This window comes from Methanofollis sp. (genome assembly GCF_028702905.1).
GTDB lineage: Archaea > Halobacteriota > Methanomicrobia > Methanomicrobiales > Methanofollaceae > Methanofollis.
Genome location: NZ_JAQVNX010000004.1, coordinates 1 through 25,672 on the forward strand (window position 1 = coordinate 1; position 25,672 = coordinate 25,672).

Sequence of the window (25,672 nt, forward strand, 5' to 3'; positions counted from 1 at the left end):
TTTGATTTTCGAGCGATAGCCCCCGGTTCAGATGTAGGGGAAGGCAGTGGATCCACACCCACTCAATGAAATTCTCGGGGGCAACATCAACCTGAACATGAGGGTTTACCATGAAAATGATCCAGAAAATCAGTTCTCCGGGTTTTCATGAGGTTTTGACTCTCAACGAGCACCCCATGATGGAGATGGAGAGGACAAAATCACCTTCAGAAAAGGTTCGCCCTCTGCCTTCCCCCCCCTATCATAATCCCGGGGGTCCGGGGGCAGTGCGGGAAGGCACGTTGACCAGACGAACTCCTCAGAACAATTTTCATGCGGTATGCCTGAGGTGTGCTCCCGACTCATGCCTGATTCTACAAAGCCGATTTTTGAGGTCTGTAGAAATCCCCCGGGTCCTATCTCCATGACCCCTGCATGTCAGAGCGTGAGGGTGTGACCCGCGGGACACGGCGGGCCAAATACGCCCGGATCTGCCTCCGAACAGGGGATCCCGCTTCTCATTCAGGGCCATACCGGGGAGATCCGGCGATCCGGGCATACCGGGGGCTGTGGGCAGAACAGGATGAAATCCGGCAGGACTCAACGCCCCCAGGTCGCCGATATGATCGGGGGCAATGTTTCTTCCACTCCCGGCCCCCTGGTGTCGGGGAGGGGGAGGGAGCGGGGCTGGATATAGTCCCGATCCGGACTCTGGCGATACCCCCAGTATGAAGGTTTACCATGAAAATGATCCAGAAGATCCGTTCTCCGGGTTTTCATGAGGTTTTGACTCTCAACGAGCACCCCATGATGGAGATGGAGAGGACAAAACCACCTTCAGAAAAGGTTCGCCCTCTGCCTTCCCCGTCCTATCGTAATCCCGGGGGCCCGGGGGCAGCGCCCCCGGCGCAAGCGTGCGGGAAGGCACGTTGACCAGACGAACTCCTCAGAACAATTTTCATGCGGTATGCCTGAGGCGTGCTCCCGACTCATGCCCGATTCAACAGAGTCGATTTTTCAAAAATCTCTCCCTCAGGAGAGATAGGTGGCAAGGTCGACAAAACCCGGGAGATCGGCCTCTTCTATCCCTGCATCCGTGGCCACCCTCTCCTCGACCGAGATCGGCGCTCCCGCCCGAAGGGCGATCGCGATCCCATCGCTCGGCCGGCAGTCCAGACTCTCCTCGGCACCGTTCCGTGCCGAGATCAGGCGGGCATAGAAGATACCCTCACGCAGGTCGTCGATGTGCAGCCTGACCACCCCGATGCCGAAGGACTCCAGCATCGAGACAAAGAGGTCATGGGTCCCCGGGCGCGGGAGGACGTCATGGTTCAGGGCATTATTGATCGATATCGCCTCCCACAGGCCGATATAGATGGGAATCGACCTCCCCGCCGAAAGGGCGAGGAGGACGGCCGGCACAGCCCCGGCCGCTCCGGTCGCCAGAAAGACCCCCTTCACCCGCACCTCCATCGTGCCCATAGGAAGGGGAACATCCTCATCTGAGTTAAGGGTTGTGGCAGGTCAGTGCCTGGCCACCTCGCGCTTGAGGATGCCGATGCTCGCCGCGAGGCCGACGGCGATATTGAAGTAATAGAAGATCATCCGCCAGAGGAGGACGAAAACGCCGACGATCGACGAGTTCACGAATATCCCGTAGATCGAGGTGGCGCTCACCTCGGCAATCCCGGACCCGCCCGGCGTCAGGGGTATCATCATCAGAAGGGCGATGATGATCTGGGCGATGAACGACTCCACCAGGTACGGCTTTTCCCCGAGGCCAACAAGGATGATCGAGGCGATACCAAACTCAACGATCCAGAAGAGGGCCGTAAAAACCGCTCCCCAGACAAGGCCCGCCTTCCCGTGGTTGACAAACTTGCTCAGGCCGCTATGAAAGTTATCGACCTCGGTATCGATCCGCTCAAGGAGGAGGTTCAGTTTCTCCACGTTCCTCCTCGACTTCCTCTGCTCCAGCCACACCGAGATCCGCCGAAGCCAGCCCTTCAACACCTCCGGGTTCCTGACAGAGTAGACAAAGAGGAGGACGAGTGCGGCGATGATCACCCAGGATGCATAGACCAGCGTCGAATTCCCGCCCCCGAGGCTCTGCCACTGCTGGCCCAGAAGGACCATCGTGACGACGCTGATGGCCGCAAGGACCACGCCGTCCAGAATCCGTTCCATGATCACGACCGCCGTGGCATCGCCGAGGCTCACACCGGCACGGTAGAGTTCATGGACCCTGACCGGTTCCCCTCCTGCCTGGGAGGGCGTGATCGCCGCAATGAGGAGGTTCGCAAAGACCGCATTGAGACAGTGGAAAAAGCCGACATCATACCCGAGAGACCGGGACATCGCCTTCATCCGGAGAGCCCAGAAGCCGAGTGCGACGATATGGGCCAGCAGGGCAAGGAGAAGGTAGAAAGGATTGAGCCGTGCGAGATACTCCAGCGTGGTCTCGTCGAACGTAAAATACAGGACAAGTATGAGCACGATAGTGCTGAAGGCAATGGATACCCCGAGCCACTTCCACTGAGACTTTTTCATCCGGCCTCCGCAAGCACCCCCGAAATCAGCAGGGTACGGTATTTGCTCCTCTAACGTTACGGGACGGTACTATAAACCCTTTGAGGATTGACGGCACAAAACGGGCATTCATACTGTGAATATCTCCCGTGAGCCGGTAATCGCAAAGAGGCCGGCCTGGACCCCGGCATCAAGCCATCCGTACCCGTACGAATACCACCCAAGGGCCTCAGCACGCCGCCCGCCCCTGGCATGGCCCTGCCCTTCTGCAAGGGCCGACCGACCTGCCTCACGCACCCGGCATGCGGCGGAGAACATCGGGGTCTCCGCGTCGGGGGCCGGTTCGACAGACGAGAGGGCCTGCGAGAGGAGACGCTCGTACCGGGCAGTCTTCTCCTCAAGGTGGCCGGCAAGGGACGGCGGGATCGATGCCGCAAAGTCGTACGAGGAAGGGACAGTCCGCCCGCCGTACAGGCCGAGATATGCCCCGGCGTCCAGCCAGCCAGAGGCGTAGGCAAAACTTGCATGGGCATTCACGAGGTCGCCCCGCGCCGCAAAGACCCGCCCGTCCGAGAGGTACGACTCAGCCATTCTGAGGACACAGGCCTCGACCCGTCCAAGCGCCGACTCCCGGGGAACGGCAGGGACAATCGCACAGAGAGCCGCTTCCAGGGCATCAACGGAGAAGGGAGAGGTCATAAGCCAGCAAAGGCCGAGAGATATTCCCTCTCCATCACGTGGAGTTCGCCCGGGACGACGAGGATATGGAGGGGGCCGCCGAAGTCCACGCCGGCAAGCGCCTCAGCCGTACCGGCCGCGACGACAGGCGCAGGCGACCCGGCCCGCGCCACGCCGACATACAGCGGGACCGAGATGCCGCGGTCCGCTGCCATCTTCTCCAGCATCGCCACCGCCTCAGGGACACGCATGTACCGGTCAGGCTGGATGTCCAGGTACACCAGGGTGTGGAGATTTTCTGCCAGATTGTGCTCGATCACCTCGATCGGCGTCGTCGGTGCCCACTTCCCGTACGGGAACGGGAGGGAGCAGGACTTGCCGAACCTGTAGTTCTGAAGCCCGGTCAGCCCGCAGACCGCGCTCACGATCGAGGCGCCGTGGATGATCCCCGTCTCGACCCCCATCGCCGCCGCCCTGATCCGCAGGTCGATGTGAGTGGTCGAGACCATCGGGTCACCGGCCGTCAGGAAAGCGACGTCCTCGTCCTTCGCCAGCGCAAGAAAAGACTCCGGATGTCCCTCGACATCGTCACGGTACAGGTACCGCACCTTCTTCCCGAAGAGTGCTTCCATCTTCTCGGGCGTCGCCCCGGTCAGCACCGAGGTATAGTGTTCGAGAAAAACATGATCAGCCAGCCTGATCCGTTCCAGACCCTTCAGGGAGAGGTCGGTCTCGTCATAGAGGCCAAGTCCGATAAATGTCAGCATAGTGCATCACTCATGGGGGGTACAGGGCACATCTATCTTGTGGAGAGGAGGGAGACGCGGCCTCACGCCTGATCTGTGCTCCGGGTGATCAGACAGACCAGGGCGTCGAGCACGCCCATCGCCCCGTCCGGGTCCAGGGCCGAGAAGGAATGGAGCGGCGTCTCCTCAGGGAGGGAGAGGGCCACTCGCAGGTCCCGGTCAGGCACCCTCTCAGGAAGATCCCCCTTGTTCACAGCCACGACGAAGGGCGCACCCATCTCCCTGATCTCGTCGAGGATCGCACGCGCCCGGCCGAAAGACGCCGTGCTGGTGCCGTCAACCATGAAGACGATGCCGGTCGCGTTGGTGAGCAGGTGCCTGATGATCGGCCCGAAGTGCTCCTGACCGGGCGTACCCATCAGGGTGAGGTCAAAACCCCGGCATGCGACATGGGGATGGCCGACGTCCATCGCCACCGTCGTCGGTGACCCGGAAACACCCACCCGATCGGACGAGACCGACGTCTCCGAGAGTGTCCTGATGAATGTGGTCTTCCCCGCGTCCACCGGGCCGGTGACGACGATCTTCGGGAGATAGGGGATGAAGTAGCCGTCGTCCCTGACCACGAAGGGAAGGGGCATATCAGGGACGCAGGCCCAGGCCAGGTGTTCTATCCTGAAGTGGTTCAAAAAAAGGAAATTCTCAAATCCCTCGCCTACCGAGAGCACCAGGTCGAAGGGAAGGTTGGCCGAAAGCGCCCCGAGGTGGTCACGGTCATAGAGGTTGAGGTACTCCACATAGAGGGTCAGACCGAGCCTGCGGCACACCCCGGCAAAGAGGGCGAGGGCCTCCTCAGTCCCGAGGGCATCGCAGATCCGGTTGCAGTAGAGGAAGACGGTATCGATCCCGCAGTCCGCGGCAAGGGAGGCGACGAGGTCATCCCACGCCGCCGCCTCAGAAAGGGGAGTGGCCGCCCTGCTCCCGTGGATCGCGTCGAAGACGGAGGCATCGAGGAAGACAAGGTTTTCCTCCGAGGAGAGGGCATAGGGCGTCCCCGAGAGGTCGGCACAATACGCGCCTGCCGTCGTGTACGGGACGATCACAAGGCAGCGCCGGCCCAGGTCATGCACACTCCTGAGGGCGCTGTACAGCACCTGCTGCCCCTCAACGCCAGGGGCAAGGGAGACGAGCGCCCCGGCCCCAACCGGCATGCCGCCGCCCAGCAGTTCGTCGAGCGCCGGGATACCGATCGGGATCATGGCTCCACCACCAGGTCGTCGCCCTCAAAGTGGTAGCGCACCTGAGGGGAGACCCTGCCCGAGAGGTCCTGGTAGCGCAGGGCATGGACCCCGGGGTCGCCGTCGCATGCCTCCACCTCGATGATCCCGGTCATCAGTTGCTTCAGGGTGGAGACCGTCTTCTCGTCGACAGATTCCGGATTGAGGAGATAGACCCCGATGCCGTTCATCCTCCTGATGCGGGCAGAGAAGATGTGGAAGAAACGATAGATCGCTTCGAGCTTCGTATAGATCAGAAAGCTGGAGAGGGAGTTGACACAGACTCGCACCTGACCGGGCGCCGCGTCCCCTGCATCCCCGGCCCTCTGGACGCTGTCCAGGATCTTCGTGAACTTGATCCCTATGCCTGTCAGGTCGGCCGGACTGCCGACGTACTTCACCAGTTCGGTGTCGGTGGCGCCAGGGACCACACTCTTCGTGATGCAGTCCAGGACCCAGACCCGCCCGTCGTCCTCGCCAAAGGCAGTGCAGACGCTCGGTGCGTCCTCGTCTGTGGAGATGACGACAGTATAATCGGCCTCTGCCGGGCGCACCAGGGCATAGGCGAGGCGTTCGGCGTCGGAAAATGGCGGAGCAAGGAGGAGAATATTGGAGGGCGACCTGATCTCGCCGATCCGACCATCTATCTCCCTGACATCTGCACAGATCCGGTCCATCGCCACTTACCCTGTGATCAGATGTATGAGTGCTCCGGCAAAAAATCCGATCGCAATCGTGTAGGCCGAGACCGCGACCGTTACCCTCGCACCCATCTCCTTCAGGAGCACGGCGATCGTCGAGATGCAGGGGACGAAGAGGACGCTGATGACGGCGAAAGTATAGAGCTGGACCGCGCTCATCACCGAGGCAAGGTCCGCGGTCCCGGAGAGAACGGCAAGGGTCTCAAAGGCCATCTCCTTCCTGAGGATGCCGAAGAGCAGGGCGGTCGTGGCCGATGCCGGGAGTCCGAACAGGCCCTCGGAGATCGGGGTGACCGCCTCGGAGAAGGCGGCGACCCAGCCGAAGTAGTCGAGGGCGCCAAGGACGACGCTCCCTGCAAGGAGCAGGGGCATGGCAATGAAGAGGAACTCCTTGATCCGCTGCCAGGACTTTTTGATGACGAGCGCGGCGTCGGGCCGCCTGAGCGGGGCCATCTCCAGGATCATACCGTACTGACCGCCGGGGATCGAACGGGCAAGGAAGATGCCGGTCAGGATGATGAGGGCAAGGACGATGAAATAGACCGAAAGCGCGGCACCGAGGCCGACAAAGGCGGCGACGATCCCGGTGATGATCACTGTCCGTGCAGAGCAGGGGACCATCGTGATCAGGAAAGCGGCGATCGTCCGCTCCCTCGTCGTCCGCAACTGCCCGGCCGCCATCACCGCGGGCACATTGCAGCCGAAGGCCATCACCATCGGTATGATGGCGCCGCCGTGAAGGCCGAGGCTGTGCATCGCACGGTCGGCAAGGAAAGCCGCACGCGTCAGGTAGCCTGAGTCCTCGACGATGGAGAGGAGGATATAGTAGATGAAAACGAAGGGAAAGGCGATCCCGAGGCCGGCGACAACGGCAAGGAGCGCCGCCATCCCGATGGTGTGAAGGAGGGGAGGGAGGGCGAGGGCCGAAAAGGGCTCGATCAAAAAGACGGAGAAGGCCTCCACGATCACTCCCTCGATGAACGATCCGGCGGTAAAGACCACGAGGAGCATCGAGAGAAGGACGGCAAAAAGGATCGGGATCCCGGGAAAGGACTTCGTGAGTAGCCGGTCCAGGGAAAAACGGCGGTCCGGTTCCCGCGCCCCGACCACCTCGCCGCAGATCTGCCGGGCGCAGAGGTGGCGGTTGGCGGCGATGATCTGGCCGGGTGCCATGTGATTGCGCGACTCGATCTCTGCGGCGATCGCCCGCGCCCCTTCGAGGAGGCCGTCGTCGTGTCCGATTCCCTGGAGGGCCTGAAGGGCAGGAAGGCGCGGCGCCCCGTACATTTTCTCCATGCTCCGCATGGCCGCCTCGATCTCAGGGGTGTACGGCACGGACAGCCCGGAGACGGCCGCGTCATGCACGGCCGCCGGCACGATCCGGTCGATGTTCTGCCCGAGAGAGGCGGCGGTCTCGATCACCGGCAGACCGAGCAGTTCGGAAAGCCGCTCGCGGTCAATGGAGAGACCCTGCTCCATCGCCTCGTCAATCATGTTCAGGACCACGACCGTCGGGATCCCGTACTCGGCCAGCTGGAGGAGGAGGTAGAGGTTCCGCTCCATCCGGGTGGCGTCGAGGACGGCGATCACCCGGTCGGGCGGTTCATGGACGAGGTACGAGCGCACCAGCTCCTCTTCCTGCGAATCGCCGTCAAGAGAATAGATCCCTGGCAGGTCGACGACCTCCAGGGGGAAACGCCGGTAGCAGAGCTTCCCCTGCTGCAGTTCCACGGTCGTGCCCGGGTAGTTCGAGACCTCGACGCCGAGGCCGGTGAGCTGGTTGAAGATGAGCGACTTGCCGACGCTCGGGTTCCCGACAAGGGCACACTTCATGCCGTTTTCTCCGCAAAGATCGTCGAGGCAATCTCGGGCGAGAGAGCGATGTCGGCACCCTTCACCGTCACGACGACGGCATTGTTCCCGAGTTTGCGCTGAAGAACAATCTTTTCACCGGGAATGACGCCGAGGTCGATGAGCCGACGGTTCTTGCCGATACACCGGATCATCGTGACCTCCACGGTGTCCCCCTCGGCGAAATCAAGGAGCGTGTGCCTGGAGTGTCGACCGGCCCCGGCCCCCCGCCGCATCGCCCTGTGGCGACCCGGGTCCTGGATATATGTCGAGAGACGGTCGATCGTCTCGTCGGAAACGCCGTGCTCGAGGACACATGCCTCCTTCGAGGCCGCACCCGTGTCCATACCGAGCATCTCGGAAAGGAAGCACTCGAGGACGCGGTGTTTCCTGAACACAATCTCCGCAGCCGTCTTCCCCTGCGGGGTGAGCAGGTAACCGCCGTCCTGCAGGACGATGTCCTCGTCGGCGACGAGAGTCCGGAGTGCCGCCACGACCTCGGCGGTGTCGGCATCCACCGCTCCCCCGATCCCGGCTTCGCTCACAGGCCGGCAACCTTTGCCGGATAGGGTGAGGATCGCCTCAAGGCAGTCTTCCCGGACAGAAGAACTCATACATACATTGTAGGGGCCGGGGATTTTATGGATTTGCTTCCCTGCAGAACCAGAACCTCCGCCAACCCCTATATAGGGAGGAGACCACCCTCATGCATGGCGATGGCGAACCGACAGGTGGCCGCGGTGCTCGAAGAGATCGGCCAACTGCTGGATATCCACGGCGAGAACCCGTACAAAGTCAGGGCCTATGCCAGGGCCGCCGAACTCATCGGCATGCTCGACCGCCCTGTGGCGGCGATGGACAGGGAGGAACTGGAGACGATCCCCGGCATCGGGAAGGCCCTCGCCGAAAAGATCCGGGCGATCGCCGCGACCGGCACCTGCCCTGAGAGGGACCGCCTCCTTGCAGCGACGCCGGCCGGCCTCACCGCCCTCCTCACTCTCCATGGCGTCGGCCCAAAGACGGTCGGCCGCCTCTGGAGGGACCTCGGCATCGAGGGGATCGACGACCTGGAGGCGGCGGCACGGAACCGCCGGCTCAGGGCACTGAAGGGTTTCGGGCAGAAGAAGGAACAGGAGATCCTGCGAGCAGTCGAGGAGGCCAGGAAGGGCGCGGAAAGGATGACCGTCGCCGAGGCCAGTGCAATCGCCGCCGCGATCCTCGCCGTCCTCCCCGGCGAGGCGCGTGTTGCCGGGAGCCTGCGCCGCGGCCGATCCACGATCGGCGACATCGACATCGTCACCACCGCACCCCCCGGCCACGCGAACCTGGCTCTGCGGGCTCTCGCGGAGAGTGTCGTCGAGGAAGGGGAGAAAAAGACCTCCCTGCGGATGCGGGGGAGGCAGGCCGACATCAGGTACGCCCGCACCGGCGAGGAGGGGGCGATGCTCCTCTACCTCACCGGTTCGAAGGCCTTCAACATCCGCCTCCGCGAGATCGCCCGGACACAGGGGATGCGTCTGAACGAGTACGGCCTGACAGACATGGCGACAGGGCGGCTATCTGTCTACCGGACAGAGGAAGAGGTCTTTGCGGCCCTCGGCATGGCGGCCGTGCCGCCGGAACTGCGGGAGGACCGCGGCGAGGTCGAGTGCGCCCTCCGCGGCGCCCTCCCCTCCCTCGTCGACGAGGCCGATATCAGGGGCGACCTCCATGTCCACTCAGACTGGAGCGACGGGACCATGAGCCTCGACGAGGTCGCCGCCGCGGGCGAGGAAAGAGGATACGGGCATGTCCTGGTCACCGACCACTCGGCAAGCCTCGGGGTTGCGCACGGCCTCAATGCCGAACGCCTGCAGAAACAGCAGGATGCGATCAGGAGGGTGAACCACACCGCCGCCTGCATCCTCCTCTCGGGCGTCGAGGTGGACATCCTCGCCGACGGGAGGCTTGCCCTGCCGGCGGCCGTCCTCGACGACTGCGACCTTGTCGTCGCCTCGGTCCACTCGGCCTTCAGACAGGACGCCGACACCCTGACCCGCCGGGTGATCGCGGCGATGGAACACGAGCAGGTGGACATCATCGGTCACCCGACCGCACGGCTCCTCGGGAGGCGGCCGGCCATGGCGATCGACATGGCACGGGTGATCGATGCGGCGGCGACGACAGGGACCGCCCTTGAGATCAATGCCTCGCCGGCGCGCATGGATATCGATGATATTTATATCAGGCAGGCAAAAAAGAAAGGCGTGAAACTGGCAATCGGGACAGATGCGCATTCTGCCGGTGAACTCGGCCACATGCACTACGGCGTCGCCCTCGCACGCCGGGGCTGGTGCGGTGCCGGAGACGTCCTCAATACCCGGCGGCCTGCCGATCTACCGGGGCGGTGCCGGTGATCAGGTGGCTGTACGAGCAGATCCTTCGCCGCGACCTCGAAAAACTCCCCGGCCAGGTATGTTTCATGATCACCGGAGAGGACATGGTCGAGGCCCCGGAGAAGGTCTTCGAGGTGAGCGAGTGGTGCCGTGAGATCGGGCTTGGCGGCGCCACCTTCCATATCTCGACACAAGACCCCTCCGAGATTGTGCCCTATCTCCCGGCCCTCAGGAAGGTCGCGACGATCGCCTGCCTCCGCCTCCATGTGGGCGACCAGATCGAGACGAGTGGAGAGGGGATGTGCGTGACCGTCGCGGCGGGCAAGAGCGGGCGCGAGGAGATCGCCGAATGCATCAGGAAGATAGCGGAAGAGGGCACCCCGCCGGAGGCGATCGACGAGGAAACGATCGAGCGCCACCTCACCTATCACTGCGCCCCCGACCTCGTGATCAAGACCGGCGGCAGTCACCTTACCGACTTTCTCATCTGGCAGTCGGTCTACTCGGAATTTTTCTTCTCAGACGTGAACTGGAAATGGTTCAGGAAAATCGATTTTCTCAGGGCTCTGAGAGACTTCCAGGCACGGGCCAGACGCTACGGCACCTGACCTACCGGGAACCCCGCATCCTCTGGTCGTACACCCTGATCGCACGCAAAAGGTCGATCTTTCTGAAGACAGGCCAGTATGGTGCGCAAAAATAGACCGCACACTCGTTGCCGTTTGCCATCCAGGGGAGAAAGTTCGAGGTCCGGCGTTCATTCCCTGTCCTGAGGATGAGGTCGACGGGAGGGAGATGGATGCCGTCATAAAGGTTGCCCTCCACGGTCTGCGGGGTGATCTCGTCAGGGGAGATGCACCCGTCCTGCACACCGGCGGCGATCTTCCTCGCGGCATGGACGATCTCGTTCCTGCCGCCATAGGCGAGGGCGATATTCAGGTAGTACCGGCTGTAGTTCCTCGTCGCCTCTTCCGCAGCCTCGATAGTCTGGAGGAGGTCGGGCGGGAGCATCGAGCGGTCGCCAATCATCTGGACCCGGATCTGGTTTGTGTGGACGCGCTCGTCGGTTTTCAGGGAGGCGAACTTCTCCTTGAAGAGGGAAAAGAGATACTCCACCTCGGCGCGGTCGCGGTTGAAGTTCTCGGTCGAGAAGGAGTACAGGGTGATCGTCCGGACACCGATCTCCCGCGCCCATTCGAGCACCTTCTCGGTCACCCCGGCGCCCGCGCGATGGCCTTCGATGGTGTCCAGGCCGAGAAGCCTTGCGTACCTCCGGTTGCCGTCCTGGATGATGGCGATATGACCGGGGATCTGGACGCACTGCCACTGGAGATAGCGCTCGTACAGGGGTTCGACCCTCTCCCTCAGGCTCAGAGTGGCGTCACCTCCAGGATGATACCGCCATTCGGGTAGCGCTCCACGATCTCCTTCTTGCCGGGGAGGCGTTCCCTGAGTTCGGCAAGCACCCACCAGGCCATTTCCACATGGGTACCGGAGACTTCGAGATCATAAATATCTTCCTTGAGGGCCTGCGGGATCTCCCCGCCCTCGATTTCCAGAACGCCATAGACGATCGTGCCGTCGTCGGTGATCTCGTCGAAGGGCCTGGCCGTGTTCTCCGCGATCCTCTTCAGCCTTTCCCGCAACTGGACCGAGTCCTTGAAGGCCGACGAGCAGAAGTGGACCTTCTCGTCGCCGAGGAGAGGGGCGGCCCATGCCACCGCACCGCCGACGGCATTGTGGAGGCCGTCCTCCAGGTCGAGGTTCCGCTCGCGCATGGCATCGGCGTTCGTCTCGCTCCACTCCAGTTCATTGATATTGAGGAAGTCGAGTTCAGGCAGGATCGCTGCGAGGGCTTCGAGGCCAGGGAGGGACGGGACCTCGATCCCGATGGAAAAGCCGAGGTCACGGGCGGTCCGCACCGAGGCGGCGTACGGGCTTTTCAGGATCCCGGCCCAGGCCTCCTGCGGCGGGTGGAGGCGGACCTCGTCCACAAGCCCGCAGAGGGGTTCGAGCTGCGCTTTTTTGGGGGCGATACCAGTATAGAGGTGGATATGGTGGTCGGGCCCGAAGTGCTCCTTGAGGAGACGACAGTACCTGACGACGTCGTCGAGGACCAGGAAGGGTTCGCCGCCGGTGACGCCGGTACCGAGCGCGCTCATCATCTCGGCCTCTTCGATGATGTCGTCGAGGCGCCCGACCAAACGGTCGTTCGCATAGACGACATCCAGATTCCGGCGCGTGTCTGAGAGGGGGCAGTACCAGCAGTTCCTGCCGCACCGCCCGGTCACGAAAAGGACCATCTTGGCCCCTTCATAGCAGAGGACGCAGCCGTCGGCAAGACGTGGCATCCGGTCGTCAGGTTCGATCATATCAATAGTCTCCAGAGATCAGATGGAGCATATATGTGACCGCGTGCAATCTTAACGCTATCCCACGAGGTAGGTGCACTGTTCTGAAAGGCATATATACTCTCTCCGGAAAAACGCGATCCATGCATTCCCCCCAGGACGAGGACGCCCTCTCGGAGGTCGTCGGCTTTGTGCTCCTTCTCGGCGTCCTCGTGCTTGCGCTCTCGGTTTACCAGCTCTATGCGGTGCCGGCAGAGGGGCGGGAGAACGAGATCACGCATATGAACATGGTGAAGGACAGGTTCACCGACTACAAGATCGCACTCGACTCCCTCTGGATAAATAAACAGACCGGTGTCACCCTCTCGACGGCCTTCGACCTCGGGACCGGCGCGGCGGCGACGGAAGGAGGGGCGTTCTCCTTTCCCATCCTCACTCCAGTGGGGTCGTCGGGTGCGGTTGAGGTCAGGTCTGACGCAGGGACTGTCACGATCGCCACCAGTGACAAACCCGACGGCGTGAAGATCCCCCTCGGCCTGGTACAGTACGTCTCGGGGAATAACTACTGGATCGACCAGACCTGGACCTACCAGATGGGCGCGGTATTTCTGACGCAGGACGGGGGAACGACCGTCCGGGTGGCCCCCCCCCTCTCGATCTACAACATCAAGAATACCTCGGCCTCCGTGACGTTCGCCCCGGTGAACATCACCGGTTCGGCCCTCCTTGCCGGGTCGGGGCCTGTGCGGATCGAATCGCGGCTGCGAGACATGCCGTCGTACGGCCTTGACGGGGTATACGAGTATGTGACGATCGCAATTGAGACCGGGGATGCCGGGAAGGCACAGGCCCTTAAGCACGTCTTCCGTGAGGCGGCCAGAAACAGCGGCGTCCCTGCGACGTGGTACACAGTCAGCACCGACGCCGGAGGCACTGTGTCTATCCAGGTCGACGGCCCGGAATCCGACACGACCCCAGACGTCGCTCTCCGCGTCCCGACGGCGGATTATGCAGTGACGATCTTTAATGCAGCGTCCCTGATCGAATGAGGCACGAAGATGACAGACCTGCAAAACCAGAACGAGGACGGCGTCTCTGAGGTCATCGGGAGCGTCCTTCTGATCGCTCTCGTGGTGCTCGCGGTGGCAGTCGTGGCGGCGACACTCTTCTCCCAGCCCCATGGTGCAGAGGTGCCGCACGCAAGCATCGTCGCGGGACATTCCAACAACAGTTCTTTTGTCCTCTTTCACGAAGGAGGCGACCCCCTCACCAGAGGGAAGTACCGGATCTATGTTGATACCGGCACCGGACTTGAGGACCGGACTGCCGCGTTCACCCTCACCGGGAGTGACGAACTCTGGTCGATCGGCGAGGTTCTCACGTACACTGGCCCCGGCACCCCTGAGAGGGTCATCGTCTTGGCCGTCGATACCGGGGGTGGGGAGGTCGTCATTGCAGAACCCTCCTACCAGAGAGAGACGGCGGACACAGGGGGGCAGGTGGACGCAGGGGGGTCGGGCGTGGTACCGACAGTGACACAGACAACAATACCGACCGCGACGCCGACGACAATCCCAACCACGATACCGACCACACTACCGACGACGCCGCACCCTGCAACAGGCCACGACATCACCCTGATCACAGAGAACCCGAAGGGCGGGGTAATCAAGGGCGGAGGTTCCTTTGCATTCAGGGTCACCGGCCTGTGGTCCTCCATCCAGGTCGGCGAAACGTACCGGGCCCTTTCCCCCGGCGATCAGGTCAAAATCACGTCCATACGCGACCAGAAAGGTCGCATCTTTATCGGCGCAACATCGATCACTTCCTTTGAGTTCCCTGACGTCAGGGTCAGGGTCAATGACGAGTTGCTCGGAGAGGGTGCGATCGACTTCAACAAGATCTGGATCACCCAGTACGATAGCCTGGCCTCCACCCTCGTCCTCTCGGTCGAGCCGAAGAATAAATGGACATACTTCGTAGTCGACGACGATATCGTCATCGGTGGCTGGAAGGACAGTAGAGAGATCGTCCTCACGCATCTCATACCCGACTCATTTGGTGCGATGAACCTCGACCTCATCGGCATCAGCCATACCGACAAATCCGTTTTCTATAATGGCGGGGCGGAGGAGTACACCCCCCCTCTCTGACCCCAGGCAGGAGCATGGATCCAGTGACGAATTTTAACAGAGCCCCTGAAAACGAGGGAAAACCGATGCAGAAAGACACCGCCGCCAGCGAACTGATCGCCATCGTCGCCCTCATCGCCGTCTTCGTGACAGCGGCGGCGGGTGTCGGGGTCATGCTCCTTTCAAACCCACCGGGCGACAAGGCCCCCGCGATGCTTGCGCACGTGGAGCCCGAAGGCGAGGATCTTTATCTCTACCACGACGGCGGCGACCCCCTCGAAAGAGGGCATTTCACCGTCCTCGTCAACGGCATCCCTTTGTCAGGCAACACCATTCTTATCAACGCGTCGGGCGATCTGTCTCATGACTGGACGACATGGGGAACCGGACAGGCCCTCATTCTTCCAGGCGTATCTCCAGCCGCAGAGATCATGATCGTCGCCGATGGCGTCGGCCGGACCGGTTCCGAATGGCTCCTCTACGAAAACGGCACGGCCGCCAGGCCGACAGTGACGACGACACCGGTGCCGCCGACCACCGAACCGACAGCCGTACCAACGACAGAACCCACGCCTACGCCCCTGGCCGCCGACTTCACCGCCGAACCGACGACAGGCATCGCACCCCTCGCCGTGCACTTCACCGACCACTCCACCGGTGGCCCAACATCGTGGGCCTGGGACTTCGGCGACGGTGAGACATCGACAGAGCAGCACCCGGCACACACCTACACAGCCCCGGGCACCTACACAGTCAGCCTGACCGTGACGAATTCCGGCGGGTCCGACACCAGGACAAAGACGGATTACATCACCGTCAATGAGTCCTTTATCAATTTCATCATCGACAATAATGTCTTCGTCTATGGCAACGTCCTCAGTTTCAGCGGAAATAATGTCAATGGTCCAGGGGCAACTGTTGTTATTACAGGAGGGCTGGATACAGGGGACATCAATCAGGGCGCCTCCATTGCGGTGTCAAACATCTACATCGATGGCGACGTTACCCTGGACGGAGGGAGTACCAGCCTTGGATCGACAACAGAACCAGGAAATATCTCCATCAACGGAGACTTCACGTTAAGAAGCGGGAGCAGAAATATCTACGGCGACGTGTACGTTGACGGCGATTTCTTCCTCAAAGACGCCAGAATACACGGGAATGTGTACGTCGATGGAGACCTTACACTGGATTGGACACCATGGATTGCGAATGATGCCCGCATTTATTACACAGGCACACTGTCGCATCCCCCCACCATGAGCCCGGCCATACTCGTGAAATGCATCCATCAGACAACAGTGCCAGAACTCGATATGCCGGATCAGGAGATACCAACCACAAAACCCACGGACTGGTATGCGGCAAGAGGGTATGTCTCAGGCGGGGCCCTGACGAGCAATATGAAGATCTATGCCGACAGGTACTCATCCACATCCTGGAGTGACACGGTGACGAACGTCATCATCATTGCACAAACCGGAGATATTACCATAACAGGAAAGGGAGGCAGTGGCGTTACCGGCATCTTCTTCGCACCCAACGGGAAGGTAACCTTTGAAGGTGCATCCCTGGAGGGCGTCGTCATTGCCCGCGACGGGTTCTTCGTGAAGAGCGGAGGAACGACAGTCACCTTCAAGAATATCGAGGAATACATCAGCAATCCGGATGATTATCCATTCTAATCAGATGGAGATCACCGGACCACAATCTGATGTACACGAGTGGACAGTGCACAAACTACCCCCACCTGAGACCGGAGTCATCATGCTCCAACGGTCATACCACCAGATATGGCCTCTCAAGAGAGGACATTCTATCGTACGGGAGGAAAGGAGAGAGCGGGGGTTAAACTAACGATCCCCGCACCTATTTTTACCCCGAGACTTCCATGAACTCTGCCGGCACCGGCACGTCCGTCACCGGCTCTGTATAGTCCTCGAACCAGAGGGCCGACGGGTTCCGGCGGAACGCTATGAACTTCCCGATATTTGCCGGGTCTGCAGCCTGGTGGTACTTGAAGAAGGCGCACCCCTCTGACAGCCCCGCGATCTCGATCTTCCCGGTCGCATGAGACATCACAAACCGTGCCCTCTTCGCGAGCCCCGAGACCCGCCCTTTGGCAGCCTCGAAGATCTGGTACCCCTCCTCCACCGGCACCTGGAACATCCCGTTCCCGAGAGTCGGGCGACACTGGAAGACATAATACGGCGGCACCCCGATGAACGAGAGTTTCCGGAACAGTTCTGCAAGGACGTCCGGGTCGTCGTTCACCCCACGCAGGAGAGGCGTCTGGTTCACGACAATCGCCCCGGCCTTCTGGAGGAGGGCGAGCGCCTCCACCGCCTGCGGCGTCAGTTCCCGCGGGTGGTTGAACTGGGCCATGATATAGATCCGCTTCTCGTCGGTCGAGTACTTCCCGATCATCTCCAGCAGGGACGGGTCGTCCAGGATACGATACGGGTTGAAAGCCGGCATCTTCGACCCGATCCTGATGATCCCCACATGGTCGATCGCCCGCACCGACCTGACGATCGGTTCGAGTTTCGACGTCGCCATGATCAGGGGGTCGCCGCCTGTCAGGAGCACGTTCGTGATCTCAGGGTGGTCCCTGATATAGGCGACCTCCTCGGTCACGTCCCTCGTCACCTCCGCACCCCGGTCCATAAACAGCCGTTTCCTGAAGCAGAAACGGCAGAAAGTCCCGCACACATCAGACACCAGGAGGAGGGCCGTCTCCCTGTACTTGTGCTGGAGGCCCGGGGCAACCGTGTAGTTCTTCTCCTGCGAAGGGTCGAGCACTCCCGTCTCCTCGCACTCCAGCGGGCTTGGAACCGCAATCCTGCGGATCGGGTCCATGGGATCGTCCCAGTCGATCAAAGAGAGATAATAATCGTTCGAGCGGAAAGCGAACTTTTCTTCCACCTTCCTGAGGGTGGCCTTCTCACCCGTGTTCAGCGCGTCGATCTGGTCAACTCGTGTCAGGTATTGTGGTTTCATGATGTTCACCTCTATCAGTCCCGGTCAGATCCAGAAAGGAGTTCAATGCATAACCGGGCATCACGCGGCGTCAAAAAATATCGGTACAAGGACATCTCTGCCGCGTACTGAGTGAGCACTGATCCTATGGCCCCCACCGTATAAAAAAGTATAGATCCCGGGAAAACCGTAAGAAATGATATTTTTATTGCTTCTTTTTGCGTTTGCCCATAGAGAAGATGTCGACAAAGTACTTCCCTTCTTTGCCGAATCCGACGACCATCTCCTCGTCCCGGGCCAGTTTCTCGATATTCAGTTCATAGGTGCCGGGCTCAAGGACACGGATCGCCTCGACCTGGTCATACCTGCCTATACGGTCCCGGACCTCCTCTGTCTTGCGGGGCGGGGAAGGCGTCTCGGGGACCTCAATCTCCTCTGTATCGGTCTCCGAGGCGAGCTCTTCGATCGTCTTCCCCTCAAGCACGTCATCGTGCCTCTTCGACTCACCGATATAGAGGAACTTCTTCCCGCCGCAACTCGGGCAGCCCCTCAGGATCTCGGTTGAGCCGTCTTCAAACTCCCTTCCGCATTTGGTACACTTATGGGGCATTCCACCTCACCGTGACGAAACCCAGGCGCGGATCAGGTTCTCATCCTTCTTGATCGTCTTGAGCTGGTTCGCCGGGCCGATAACCGTGAGCCTGGACTCCGACTTCTTGCCGACAAGTTTGGAGAAGAAACCACCGAAACCATCTCCTCCCGCCTTCATCGGGTAGGTCTCAAGTTCGATCCCGGAGAATCCATCAGGCCTGATCTCCATCATCGTCACTTCGATGAGTTTGCTCTGCTCGTCCGGAGCAAGCCCCTTCTCCAGGACGACGATGTTTCCGTCCCGTACATCGTCAAGGATCAGCCGAACCTTCTCCATCATGGTCAGCCGGTCCATCCTTTCAGCCGAGAGGAAATCGATCTGAACTCCCTGAATCATCCTGATCACCTGAACGTCTCAGCCATCTTTTCATAGAGCATCTCGATATTGTCTCCCTCCATGCCGGAGATCGGAACGACCGGATGCTGCGGGAAGGCACTCCTGATCCGCTGGGGCGCAGCGTCGGGGAGGTCGATCTTGTTGGCGACAATGACAACCGGGAGTTTCCGGCTCTCGATGATCCCGATCATCATGATGTTCACCTGCATAAAGGGATCCAGCGTCGAGTCCAGCATGTAGATGACACCGTCGATATCGTCCCGAAGCCAGTGCATCGCTTCGGCAACACCTTCCGTCGCCTCTCTCGCCCGTATGATCGCTTCGTCCTTCTCAAGACCGTACTCGAGGAACTCGTTGTAGTCGATCTTCGTGGTGACGCCGGGGGTATCGACGATGTCGATCATGATCGAATTGCCGTTCGAACCGGAGATCGTGATGTTCTCCTTCCGCCGGGCCCGCCGGGTCTCGTGGGGGATCTCGCTCACCGGACCGATTGCATCACCGGTCCAGTCGCGTACAATCCTGTTGGCAAGCGTGGTCTTGCCAGCATTGGGGGGCCCATAAATTCCAATCTTTGACTTCTTTTTGCGGAAGAAGGCATGGAATAAATTAGATACCGTCAGCTTTGCGCGAATAAGAAAATTCATGCTTCATCCCCTATTCAAGACTTTTCAGTTACTCATTAGATGATTATCCACCCCGGTATAAATATCCCCCTATATTGGGTGAATATCACCCGGGCGAATATATGTTCGAATTTGAAAATACCCGCCAGTATTCTTTTATAGGGGAATCTCCTAGGTAGTGGTATCTGGAATCATCCAGAAAACAGCGACCCTCCGGGGTGAACTCATGGCTAACGCACGAGACACCATATACGTCGAAACACGGGTTCCGCTGAAAGAAGTAATGAGAGGCAGCCCCACCACTATCGAGGCAGAGGCCACGGTCGCAAAGGCCGCAGCCCGCATGTGCCGGAGCGAAGTGGGCAGCTGCATCGTTCTTTCAGGGAACATCCCTATCGGGATCGTCACCGAACAGGACATGAACTGCAAAGTCGTCGCAAAGGACCTCAAGCCAAGTTCCATCTATGTCAGGGAGATCATGAGCACGCCGCTCATCACCATCGATTCTGAGAGAACCGTGGGGGAAGCTGCGCAGATGATGATACGGCACCGGGTCAGACGACTCCCGGTCGTCGAGAACGGCAAAGTCACCGGCATCGTCACGGTCAGGGACCTCCTATCCGTCGCCAACGAGCTCAACGAGATTATGTCAGACCTGATCGTCATCAACCGGGAGGAAAATTATTCCATGGGCATCTGCGACCGTTGCGGTAAGATGAGTGACAGTCTGGTCCCCATGGACGGGACGATGCTGTGCAATGATTGTAGGGAGGAGGAGCGCTTGAGATGAAGGTGGCAGACGACGTGAGAGTCAGGGTCCCGGTGCTCACCACGGCGGATCCGATGACCAGGGCACGCCAGATCCTGCGGGACGACACATTCCGCGAGATTGCGATCACCGATACGAAGGGGCGGTATGTCGGATATATCAACATCACCGATGCCCTGAAAGTCACCACCACCAAGTCGGACGTCCAGATCGAGGGCTTTGTCCGGGATGGTGCGGTGGTGAAACCCGACGATTCGCTGATTGTCGTTGCACGGGCAATCAGGGAGAAAAAATCCGACTCGGCCGTGATCACGAACAGCGACGGGCAGGTCCTCGGGGCGGTCCTGCTCTCCGAGATCTTCCCGATCCTCTGTACGCGGGAAGACCTCCGCGGCACCGTCGCCGATCACATGCACCGGAGCCCCGGAGTCTGCGAGGCCGACGACCCGGTCAGCAGGGTCTATGCAAAGATGATCGAAGAAGGGATCGCCGCCTTCACGGTGATGAAGAGCCGGCACCTCATCGGCATCATCTCAAGGAGAGATATCTTAAATAGCGGCAGGGTGAGAAAGACGCTGGAGAGCGGAGGAAAGGTGCCGGTCGAAAGCGTGATGGTCACACCCGTGATCACCATCGGGCCTGACGAGAGTATCAGGACGGCGGCAGAACGGATGGTGGAACATGATCTCTCCCAGATGCCGGTCCTCGACGGTGATGTTCTTGTGGGCATGATCGACCGGCATGGCGTGCTGAATGGTCTCTCTGCAAGGGAATGATGCTATGCACAAGAATAATCAGACGATGAAACAGGGCGACAGACTGCTGAAAATGCCCGGCAAACTCGACCGCGGCCCGATCGAGTTCAAATCACGGATCGCCGGGAGCGAGGGCGAGGTGATGGGGATTGCAACCCGTGGCGTCATCTCGGTCCCCCAGACGATGACCATCATCGGTGCTGTGGAGACGATGACGGCCTATGGTTTCCGCCGTCTTCCAATCACCGATGCAGGCACGCACCGTCTTCGCGGCATCGTGACCGCACGGGACATCATCGACTTCCTCGGCGGCGGCGACCGCTTCAACCTTGTACGGGTCAAGCACAGCGGCAACCTGCTTTCGGCGATCAATGAGAGTGTGCGGGAGGTCATGACACAGCGGGTGACGACAATGCCGCATACCGCCACGATCGCCGGGGCCGCCGAGATCATCGTCACGAAGAAGATCGGCGGCCTCCCGATCGTGGACGAGGAGGAGGCCCTCGCCGGGATTGTCACCGAGAGGGACGTGATGAAGGCCCTCGCCACCGAGGACACGGACGTGACCGTGGAGGGGGTCATGAGCACGGGCCTCAGAGTGACCGGCCCCGACACTCCCATCGGGTCGGTCACGAGAGAGATGATCGCCCACGGTTTCAGGCGCCTGCCCCTGGTCTCGGACGACGTGCTCTTCGGGATCATCTCGGCGTCCGACATCATGAAGTACCTCGGGTCAGGGGAGATCTTTACCCGCCTCTCGACCGGCAACGTGGCCGAGGTGATGGGTCTGCCTGTGCGCACCCTCACCGGGGCGGAGTTGTATACCACGACCCCGAACACGAACATCAATGATGCAGCGCTGAAGATGCTGCAGAAGGGGGTCGGCGCCCTTCCGGTCATCGAGGAAGGGAAGTTGATCGGCCTGATAACCGAATTCGACCTTGTGAAAGCATTTTATGAGGAGTGAAAGGAGATGAAGGCAGAGGATGTGATGTCGTCCCCGGTCAGGGTGGTTTCGCCCGAGGATACCGTCGCCTATGCGAGAAACCAGATGATCAAACACAGGATCTCCCGCGTGCTGGTGATGGACGGCGGGAAACTCGCCGGCATCTTCACGAAAAAGGACATCGCCTACCGCCTCAGGCAGACCGAACCGATCTGGCGGAGACGGCCGATTGACCGCATTCCGATATCTGTCCTGATGACGCCAGAGCCTGTAGCCGTCGGCCCGGACACACCCATGCGAGAGATCGCCGCCCTCATGCTCGACCGGTCCATCAGCGGCATCCCGGTCCTGAACGACGGTGAGGTGATCGGCATCGTCACCAAATCGGACATCCTCAGATCGGCCGCGGCACGCTCGCTCACGACACCGCTCTCCGACCTTATGGAGAACCCGGTGACGGTGAGCCGTTACCACTCCCTTGACCATATCATCGACCTCCTCTCAGAGAGGGACGAAAAACTCATCGCCGTCAACAATGACGGGACGCTCGCCGGGATCATTACCGAAACGAACCTCGCGTTCTTCATTTACCGCGACGAGTCAGGCGGCATCCCGGAAAGAGATATAAAGATGCTGAGAAAAGAAGCATCTGGTGGAAGAAAGGCATACAGGTATGTCCAGGAGGCCTCCGCGGTCGCCGAGGACGTGATGACACACCCCGTTCTGACCGCACCCCCTGAGACAAGCGCCGCGGACGCGGTGCAGATGATGATCGACCGCCGCATCAACAGCGTGGTCATTGTTCGAGGATCAGAGGTCCTCGGGATCGTGAAAAGGGACAATATATTACAGGAAGTGGCAAAATGAGCGAAGAGCTGTACATCCACATCAAGGACATTATGGCAAAGCCGGTAACAATCGCGAAATCAGCGCCCATCACTGACGCCCTTGACAAGATGCTTGACGAGAACATCGACCCCCTGATCGTTACCGACAACGGGACCGTCGTCGGCACCATCTCCCGGCAGGCGATCGCCGAGACGATCGGCAAGAAGAGGAATGCCACCATCCCCCCGACAAAGATCCATGTCGCAAACACCGTGGAGGGAGAGTTTACCGCGGCATACCCCGACCAGGGGATCGAGATCCTGCCCACCCTCCTGCAGCACGCAAAGATCGTCGTAGTCTTTGACGAAGACCACAAACTCATCGGCCAGGTCAGTTACGGCGACCTGCTGAAGGTGGTGCAGCCCTCGAAACAGGTGAAGGAGATCCTGGAGCCGGCCTCCACCATCAATGTCGAGGAGCGGGTCGTCCACCTCCGCCGCCGGATGATGGACGAGGATATTGCCCGGTTCCTCGTCACCGACGAGAATGGAGCGCCGATCGGGATCGTCACCGAGACCGACGTCGCCCGCGCGATGGTCGCCTTCAGGGAGGTCGTGGAGGGGAAGTACCAGGACCACCGGATCCGGAACCTGCTTGTCCGCGACATCATGTCCGCACCCCTCATCTCAGTGAACGCCAGCATGCCGGTCGGCAAGGTGATCGACACGATGCTCGCCAAAAAGATCAGTTCCCTGCCCATCACCGACGGAAACGGCCACATTGCAGGTATCGTGACCCGCACATCCCTGATCCAGGCACTCTGAACCTCATTTCCACTTTTTTTGCTCTGTTGAAATCCCTATACCGAGGGTGATGTCTCCCCATGGTCGTGGGGAGGGGGGCGCGGATCCCCGACCTATGATTGGTCCCGGGGAAGAGCAGACAGGTGATCCCGAGGGGGAGATTGCCATATCCCCACCTATCCTGAGCAGGGACGACCGAAAGGAGTCAAGAAGACCATCAGGTCTTCGCTGTGCGAGCGATAGCGAGCATGAGAAGACGGAAAATCGGGCTCTGTAGAGTCCAACATGAACACCGGGCTCAAGCATACGGGATGAAAATTCTTGTTGGTCTCTGGTGAGCGGATCCTTGTTCCCTCTTCGGAGCAGGCCACCACTTCATTGCCGCCCCGGCCTATCCTCACCGTGGGGGGTCCGGGGGGTACAACCCCCCGGTGCGAGATTACAGAAAAGATTCTACGATGAGGGTGGCACGCCTGATCACCACGCCTTCCCACACCTTTGCGCCGGGGGCTATCTCTCGAAAATCAAAGATTTTCTCAACTCACTCCGTTCGCCCCCCAGACCCCCATTTGGGATAGGGTCGGGAAGAGCGAACGAGACATCCTGAAGAGGGAGATTGCCGCATCCCATCCATCCTGAGCGAAATTCGAGCGGAGCGAGTTCGAGAAAATTGCCCCGGCCTGGATTGTGGGGAAGGCAGTGTACGGGTGTCTCTTCCAGGGGACTACCTCAAAGACCAACGGTCTTCTCGACTCACTCCGACGTTTCCCCGGCTCCAACCCCAGAAAGCAGGATACGATCCAGGACATGCGGCACGCAAAAGATCGTCTCAGGGATGCCGACGGCAACCGGCCGCCAACCACGGCCCCCCACAGGAGAATCTTATAGGGGGGCCCGGGTGCGGCGCGCAGGGGCGGACTGTGAGGGACTTCAAGGGGGAGCGGAACAGAGATGTGCCATCTCAGGATTGGGTCGGGAAGGAAAGATGAGGAGATCATGATGAGGAAGATTGCCATTCCCCTCGACCCTCATGTGGGGGGGGGACGACCGAAGGGAGTCGAGAATACTCCTGCCATCCCCCCCACCCCCCGATCCCTCCATCTCCAGATCAGGAATACACCCCTCTTTCCTCCATCTGACCCAAACCAATGGATTAATCAGATAGAATTCCGATTATAACCCAGGAGAACAGCCATGGACATGAACCCACGCCGTTCCGTCTGTCCGACGACAGATGTACCGTCACTTGTTGCCGCAATGAGCGAATCCGGTTTTCAGGGAAGAAAACTCGGCGAGTCTGTCAGGGTCTGGTCAGAGATGATCCTGGACCCCGACTGCACCATCCTTCTCGGTCTCTCCGGCGCCATGGTGCCTGCCGGCATGCAGGAATGCCTCATCGAACTGGTCAGGCACAGGTACGTCGACGCCATCGTCTCGACAGGGGCCAACATCTTCCACGACGTCGCCGAACACCTCGGCATCAACCACTATCTCGGCCACCATCACGTCGATGACGAGTCGCTGTACAGGCAGGGGATCGACCGGATCTACGACGTCTTCGCCTATGAAGAGGAGTTCAGGAGCGTCGACCGGCGCGTCGCGAAGTTTGCCGCGGAACTCGCCCCCTACCATGCCTCCTCCGCCGACTTCCTCAGCCGCCTCGGCCATCACATCATGGAGGTTGCCCCGGGCGGGCGCTCGATCCTCGCCACCTGCACGCAGATGGGAGTGCCGGTCTTCGTCCCGGCCCTCGGCGACTCCTCCCTCGGCATCGCCCTCACCGTCGCCAGGAGGAGAGGAGTGGATATCGCCATCGACCAGATCGCCGACGCCGACGAACTCACCCGGATCGTCGAGACGTCAAAAAAGACCGGAGTCGTCTATATCGGCGGCGGCGTCCCGAAAAATTTCATCCAGCAGACGCAGGTGATCGCCTCCATGCACGACCGCGACCTCGGCGGCCACGCCTACGCCGTCCAGTACACCACCGACGCCCCACACTGGGGCGGACTCTCCGGGTGCACCTTCGAGGAGGCGATCTCCTGGGGGAAGGAGTCAACCGAGACAAAGAGAGTCCAGTGCTTCTGCGACGCCACCATTGCAATCCCGATCGCCGTTTCCGCCCTTATCGGCAGCGGCCTTGTGCGGCCATACGCCCCCCGGGGCTGACCACAACCCTTATTACTCTCTCAACCTAATATAACTGAACATCATTCATGGAGCAGCGCTGTGCGTTGCGAGTATCCACGGATGCGACATTGACAAGTTGAGGTAGCCAAGCCTGGTATGGCGCAGGTTTGCTAAACCTGTGTCCCCCTGGGACTCGAGGGTTCAAATCCCTCCCTCAGCGCTTTGACCA

The 25,672-nt window shown here is 60.4% G+C and carries 25 protein-coding genes and 1 tRNA gene; 12 read left to right on the forward strand and 14 right to left on the reverse strand.

Going from position 1 to position 25,672, the window contains the following annotated elements; genetic code table 11:
- Positions 1-1,011: 1,011 nt before the first annotated feature.
- The 8 genes from PHP59_RS01090 to PHP59_RS01125 all read right to left on the reverse strand — a co-directional run bounded on the left by PHP59_RS01090 (position 1,012) and on the right by PHP59_RS01125 (position 8,375).
- On the reverse strand, positions 1,012-1,461 hold the full coding sequence (locus tag PHP59_RS01090) for a bifunctional nuclease family protein (RefSeq protein ID WP_300162293.1): 450 nt from the start codon (positions 1,459-1,461) through the stop codon (positions 1,012-1,014).
- A 42-nt stretch (positions 1,462-1,503) separates the two neighbouring features.
- The gene (locus PHP59_RS01095; RefSeq protein ID WP_300162296.1) at positions 1,504-2,529 is read right to left on the reverse strand and encodes a flippase-like domain-containing protein; all 1,026 of its coding nucleotides are present in this window, start codon (positions 2,527-2,529) and stop codon (positions 1,504-1,506) included.
- Between the two features lie 108 nt (positions 2,530-2,637).
- Positions 2,638-3,207 carry a DUF357 domain-containing protein gene (locus PHP59_RS01100; RefSeq protein ID WP_300162299.1) on the reverse strand — a complete coding sequence of 190 codons (570 nt, stop codon included), beginning with the start codon at positions 3,205-3,207 and terminating at the stop codon, positions 2,638-2,640.
- Positions 3,204-3,953, reverse strand: coding sequence for a diphthine synthase (gene dph5 / locus PHP59_RS01105; protein ID WP_300162303.1), 750 nt, complete (start codon positions 3,951-3,953; stop codon positions 3,204-3,206). Before dph5 ends, PHP59_RS01100 begins: the two co-directional genes overlap by 4 nt.
- A gap of 62 nt (positions 3,954-4,015) precedes the next feature.
- On the reverse strand, positions 4,016-5,191 hold the full coding sequence (locus PHP59_RS01110) for a GTP-binding protein (protein WP_300162306.1): 1,176 nt from the start codon (positions 5,189-5,191) through the stop codon (positions 4,016-4,018).
- Positions 5,188-5,886 (reverse strand): hypothetical protein, encoded by a 699-nt coding sequence (locus PHP59_RS01115; RefSeq protein ID WP_300162309.1) that lies wholly within the window; start codon positions 5,884-5,886, stop codon positions 5,188-5,190. The genes PHP59_RS01110 and PHP59_RS01115 overlap by 4 nt, the downstream gene beginning before the upstream one ends.
- 6 nt (positions 5,887-5,892) lie before the next feature.
- Complete coding sequence (gene feoB / locus PHP59_RS01120) at positions 5,893-7,743, reverse strand: ferrous iron transport protein B (protein ID WP_300162312.1); 1,851 nt, start codon at positions 7,741-7,743, stop codon at positions 5,893-5,895.
- Complete coding sequence (locus PHP59_RS01125) at positions 7,740-8,375, reverse strand: metal-dependent transcriptional regulator (RefSeq protein WP_300162314.1); 636 nt, start codon at positions 8,373-8,375, stop codon at positions 7,740-7,742. The genes feoB and PHP59_RS01125 overlap by 4 nt, the downstream gene beginning before the upstream one ends.
- 102 nt (positions 8,376-8,477) lie before the next feature.
- Between PHP59_RS01125 and polX the strand changes: the two genes are divergently transcribed.
- The gene (gene polX / locus PHP59_RS01130) at positions 8,478-10,157 is read left to right on the forward strand and encodes a DNA polymerase/3'-5' exonuclease PolX (protein WP_300162316.1); all 1,680 of its coding nucleotides are present in this window, start codon (positions 8,478-8,480) and stop codon (positions 10,155-10,157) included.
- Entirely contained in the window at positions 10,148-10,744 is a 597-nt protein-coding gene (locus PHP59_RS01135; RefSeq protein WP_366943697.1) for an undecaprenyl diphosphate synthase family protein, read from the forward strand. Before polX ends, PHP59_RS01135 begins: the two co-directional genes overlap by 10 nt.
- Before the next feature lies 1 nt (position 10,745).
- Here the strand turns inward: PHP59_RS01135 and uppS are convergent, their stop codons facing one another.
- Both uppS and PHP59_RS01145 read right to left on the reverse strand, forming a co-directional pair.
- Entirely contained in the window at positions 10,746-11,510 is a 765-nt protein-coding gene (gene uppS / locus PHP59_RS01140; protein WP_300162434.1) for a polyprenyl diphosphate synthase, read from the reverse strand.
- Positions 11,507-12,508, reverse strand: coding sequence for a 4Fe-4S cluster-binding domain-containing protein (locus tag PHP59_RS01145; protein WP_300162319.1), 1,002 nt, complete (start codon positions 12,506-12,508; stop codon positions 11,507-11,509). Before PHP59_RS01145 ends, uppS begins: the two co-directional genes overlap by 4 nt.
- 122 nt (positions 12,509-12,630) lie before the next feature.
- On the opposite strand from PHP59_RS01145, the gene PHP59_RS01150 reads away from it, so the two are divergent.
- The 3 genes from PHP59_RS01150 (at position 12,631) to PHP59_RS01160 (ending at position 16,304) form a co-directional block, all read left to right on the forward strand.
- The gene (locus tag PHP59_RS01150; RefSeq protein WP_300162324.1) at positions 12,631-13,536 is read left to right on the forward strand and encodes a hypothetical protein; all 906 of its coding nucleotides are present in this window, start codon (positions 12,631-12,633) and stop codon (positions 13,534-13,536) included.
- Between the two features lie 9 nt (positions 13,537-13,545).
- Positions 13,546-14,640: a type IV pilin gene (locus PHP59_RS01155; RefSeq protein WP_300162326.1), complete on the forward strand. Its 1,095-nt coding sequence runs from the start codon at positions 13,546-13,548 to the stop codon at positions 14,638-14,640.
- A 65-nt stretch (positions 14,641-14,705) separates the two neighbouring features.
- A complete protein-coding gene (locus PHP59_RS01160) occupies positions 14,706-16,304 on the forward strand; it encodes a PKD domain-containing protein (RefSeq protein WP_300162329.1) in 1,599 nt (532 codons plus the stop codon).
- Between the two features lie 190 nt (positions 16,305-16,494).
- On the opposite strand, the gene PHP59_RS01165 is transcribed toward PHP59_RS01160, so the two are convergent.
- The 4 genes from PHP59_RS01165 to PHP59_RS01180 all read right to left on the reverse strand — a co-directional run bounded on the left by PHP59_RS01165 (position 16,495) and on the right by PHP59_RS01180 (position 19,233).
- The gene (locus PHP59_RS01165) at positions 16,495-17,619 is read right to left on the reverse strand and encodes a KamA family radical SAM protein (protein ID WP_300162332.1); all 1,125 of its coding nucleotides are present in this window, start codon (positions 17,617-17,619) and stop codon (positions 16,495-16,497) included.
- A 184-nt stretch (positions 17,620-17,803) separates the two neighbouring features.
- On the reverse strand, positions 17,804-18,208 hold the full coding sequence (locus PHP59_RS01170; protein ID WP_300162335.1) for a Zn-ribbon domain-containing protein: 405 nt from the start codon (positions 18,206-18,208) through the stop codon (positions 17,804-17,806).
- 6 nt (positions 18,209-18,214) lie between these two features.
- Positions 18,215-18,586, reverse strand: a complete 372-nt coding sequence (locus PHP59_RS01175) for a DUF2073 domain-containing protein (RefSeq protein ID WP_300162437.1) — start codon at positions 18,584-18,586, stop codon at positions 18,215-18,217.
- A 5-nt stretch (positions 18,587-18,591) separates the two neighbouring features.
- Entirely contained in the window at positions 18,592-19,233 is a 642-nt protein-coding gene (locus PHP59_RS01180; protein ID WP_300162338.1) for an Era-like GTP-binding protein, read from the reverse strand.
- Positions 19,234-19,438: 205 nt separating this feature from the next.
- Between PHP59_RS01180 and PHP59_RS01185 the strand changes: the two genes are divergently transcribed.
- The 7 genes from PHP59_RS01185 to PHP59_RS01215 all read left to right on the forward strand — a co-directional run bounded on the left by PHP59_RS01185 (position 19,439) and on the right by PHP59_RS01215 (position 25,663).
- A complete protein-coding gene (locus PHP59_RS01185) occupies positions 19,439-20,002 on the forward strand; it encodes a CBS domain-containing protein (protein WP_300162341.1) in 564 nt (187 codons plus the stop codon).
- Entirely contained in the window at positions 19,999-20,757 is a 759-nt protein-coding gene (locus tag PHP59_RS01190; RefSeq protein ID WP_300162345.1) for a CBS domain-containing protein, read from the forward strand. The genes PHP59_RS01185 and PHP59_RS01190 overlap by 4 nt, the downstream gene beginning before the upstream one ends.
- Positions 20,758-20,761: 4 nt before the next feature.
- Positions 20,762-21,703, forward strand: a complete 942-nt coding sequence (locus PHP59_RS01195) for a CBS domain-containing protein (RefSeq protein ID WP_300162348.1) — start codon at positions 20,762-20,764, stop codon at positions 21,701-21,703.
- A gap of 6 nt (positions 21,704-21,709) precedes the next feature.
- Positions 21,710-22,549 (forward strand): CBS domain-containing protein, encoded by an 840-nt coding sequence (locus PHP59_RS01200; RefSeq protein WP_300162351.1) that lies wholly within the window; start codon positions 21,710-21,712, stop codon positions 22,547-22,549.
- Positions 22,546-23,334: a CBS domain-containing protein gene (locus tag PHP59_RS01205; protein WP_300162354.1), complete on the forward strand. Its 789-nt coding sequence runs from the start codon at positions 22,546-22,548 to the stop codon at positions 23,332-23,334. The genes PHP59_RS01200 and PHP59_RS01205 overlap by 4 nt, the downstream gene beginning before the upstream one ends.
- A gap of 1,173 nt (positions 23,335-24,507) precedes the next feature.
- Positions 24,508-25,482, forward strand: a complete 975-nt coding sequence (locus tag PHP59_RS01210) for a deoxyhypusine synthase (protein ID WP_300162357.1) — start codon at positions 24,508-24,510, stop codon at positions 25,480-25,482.
- A gap of 96 nt (positions 25,483-25,578) precedes the next feature.
- Positions 25,579-25,663: transfer RNA gene (locus PHP59_RS01215), tRNA-Ser, on the forward strand.
- The last annotated feature ends 9 nt before the right edge of the window (positions 25,664-25,672 follow it).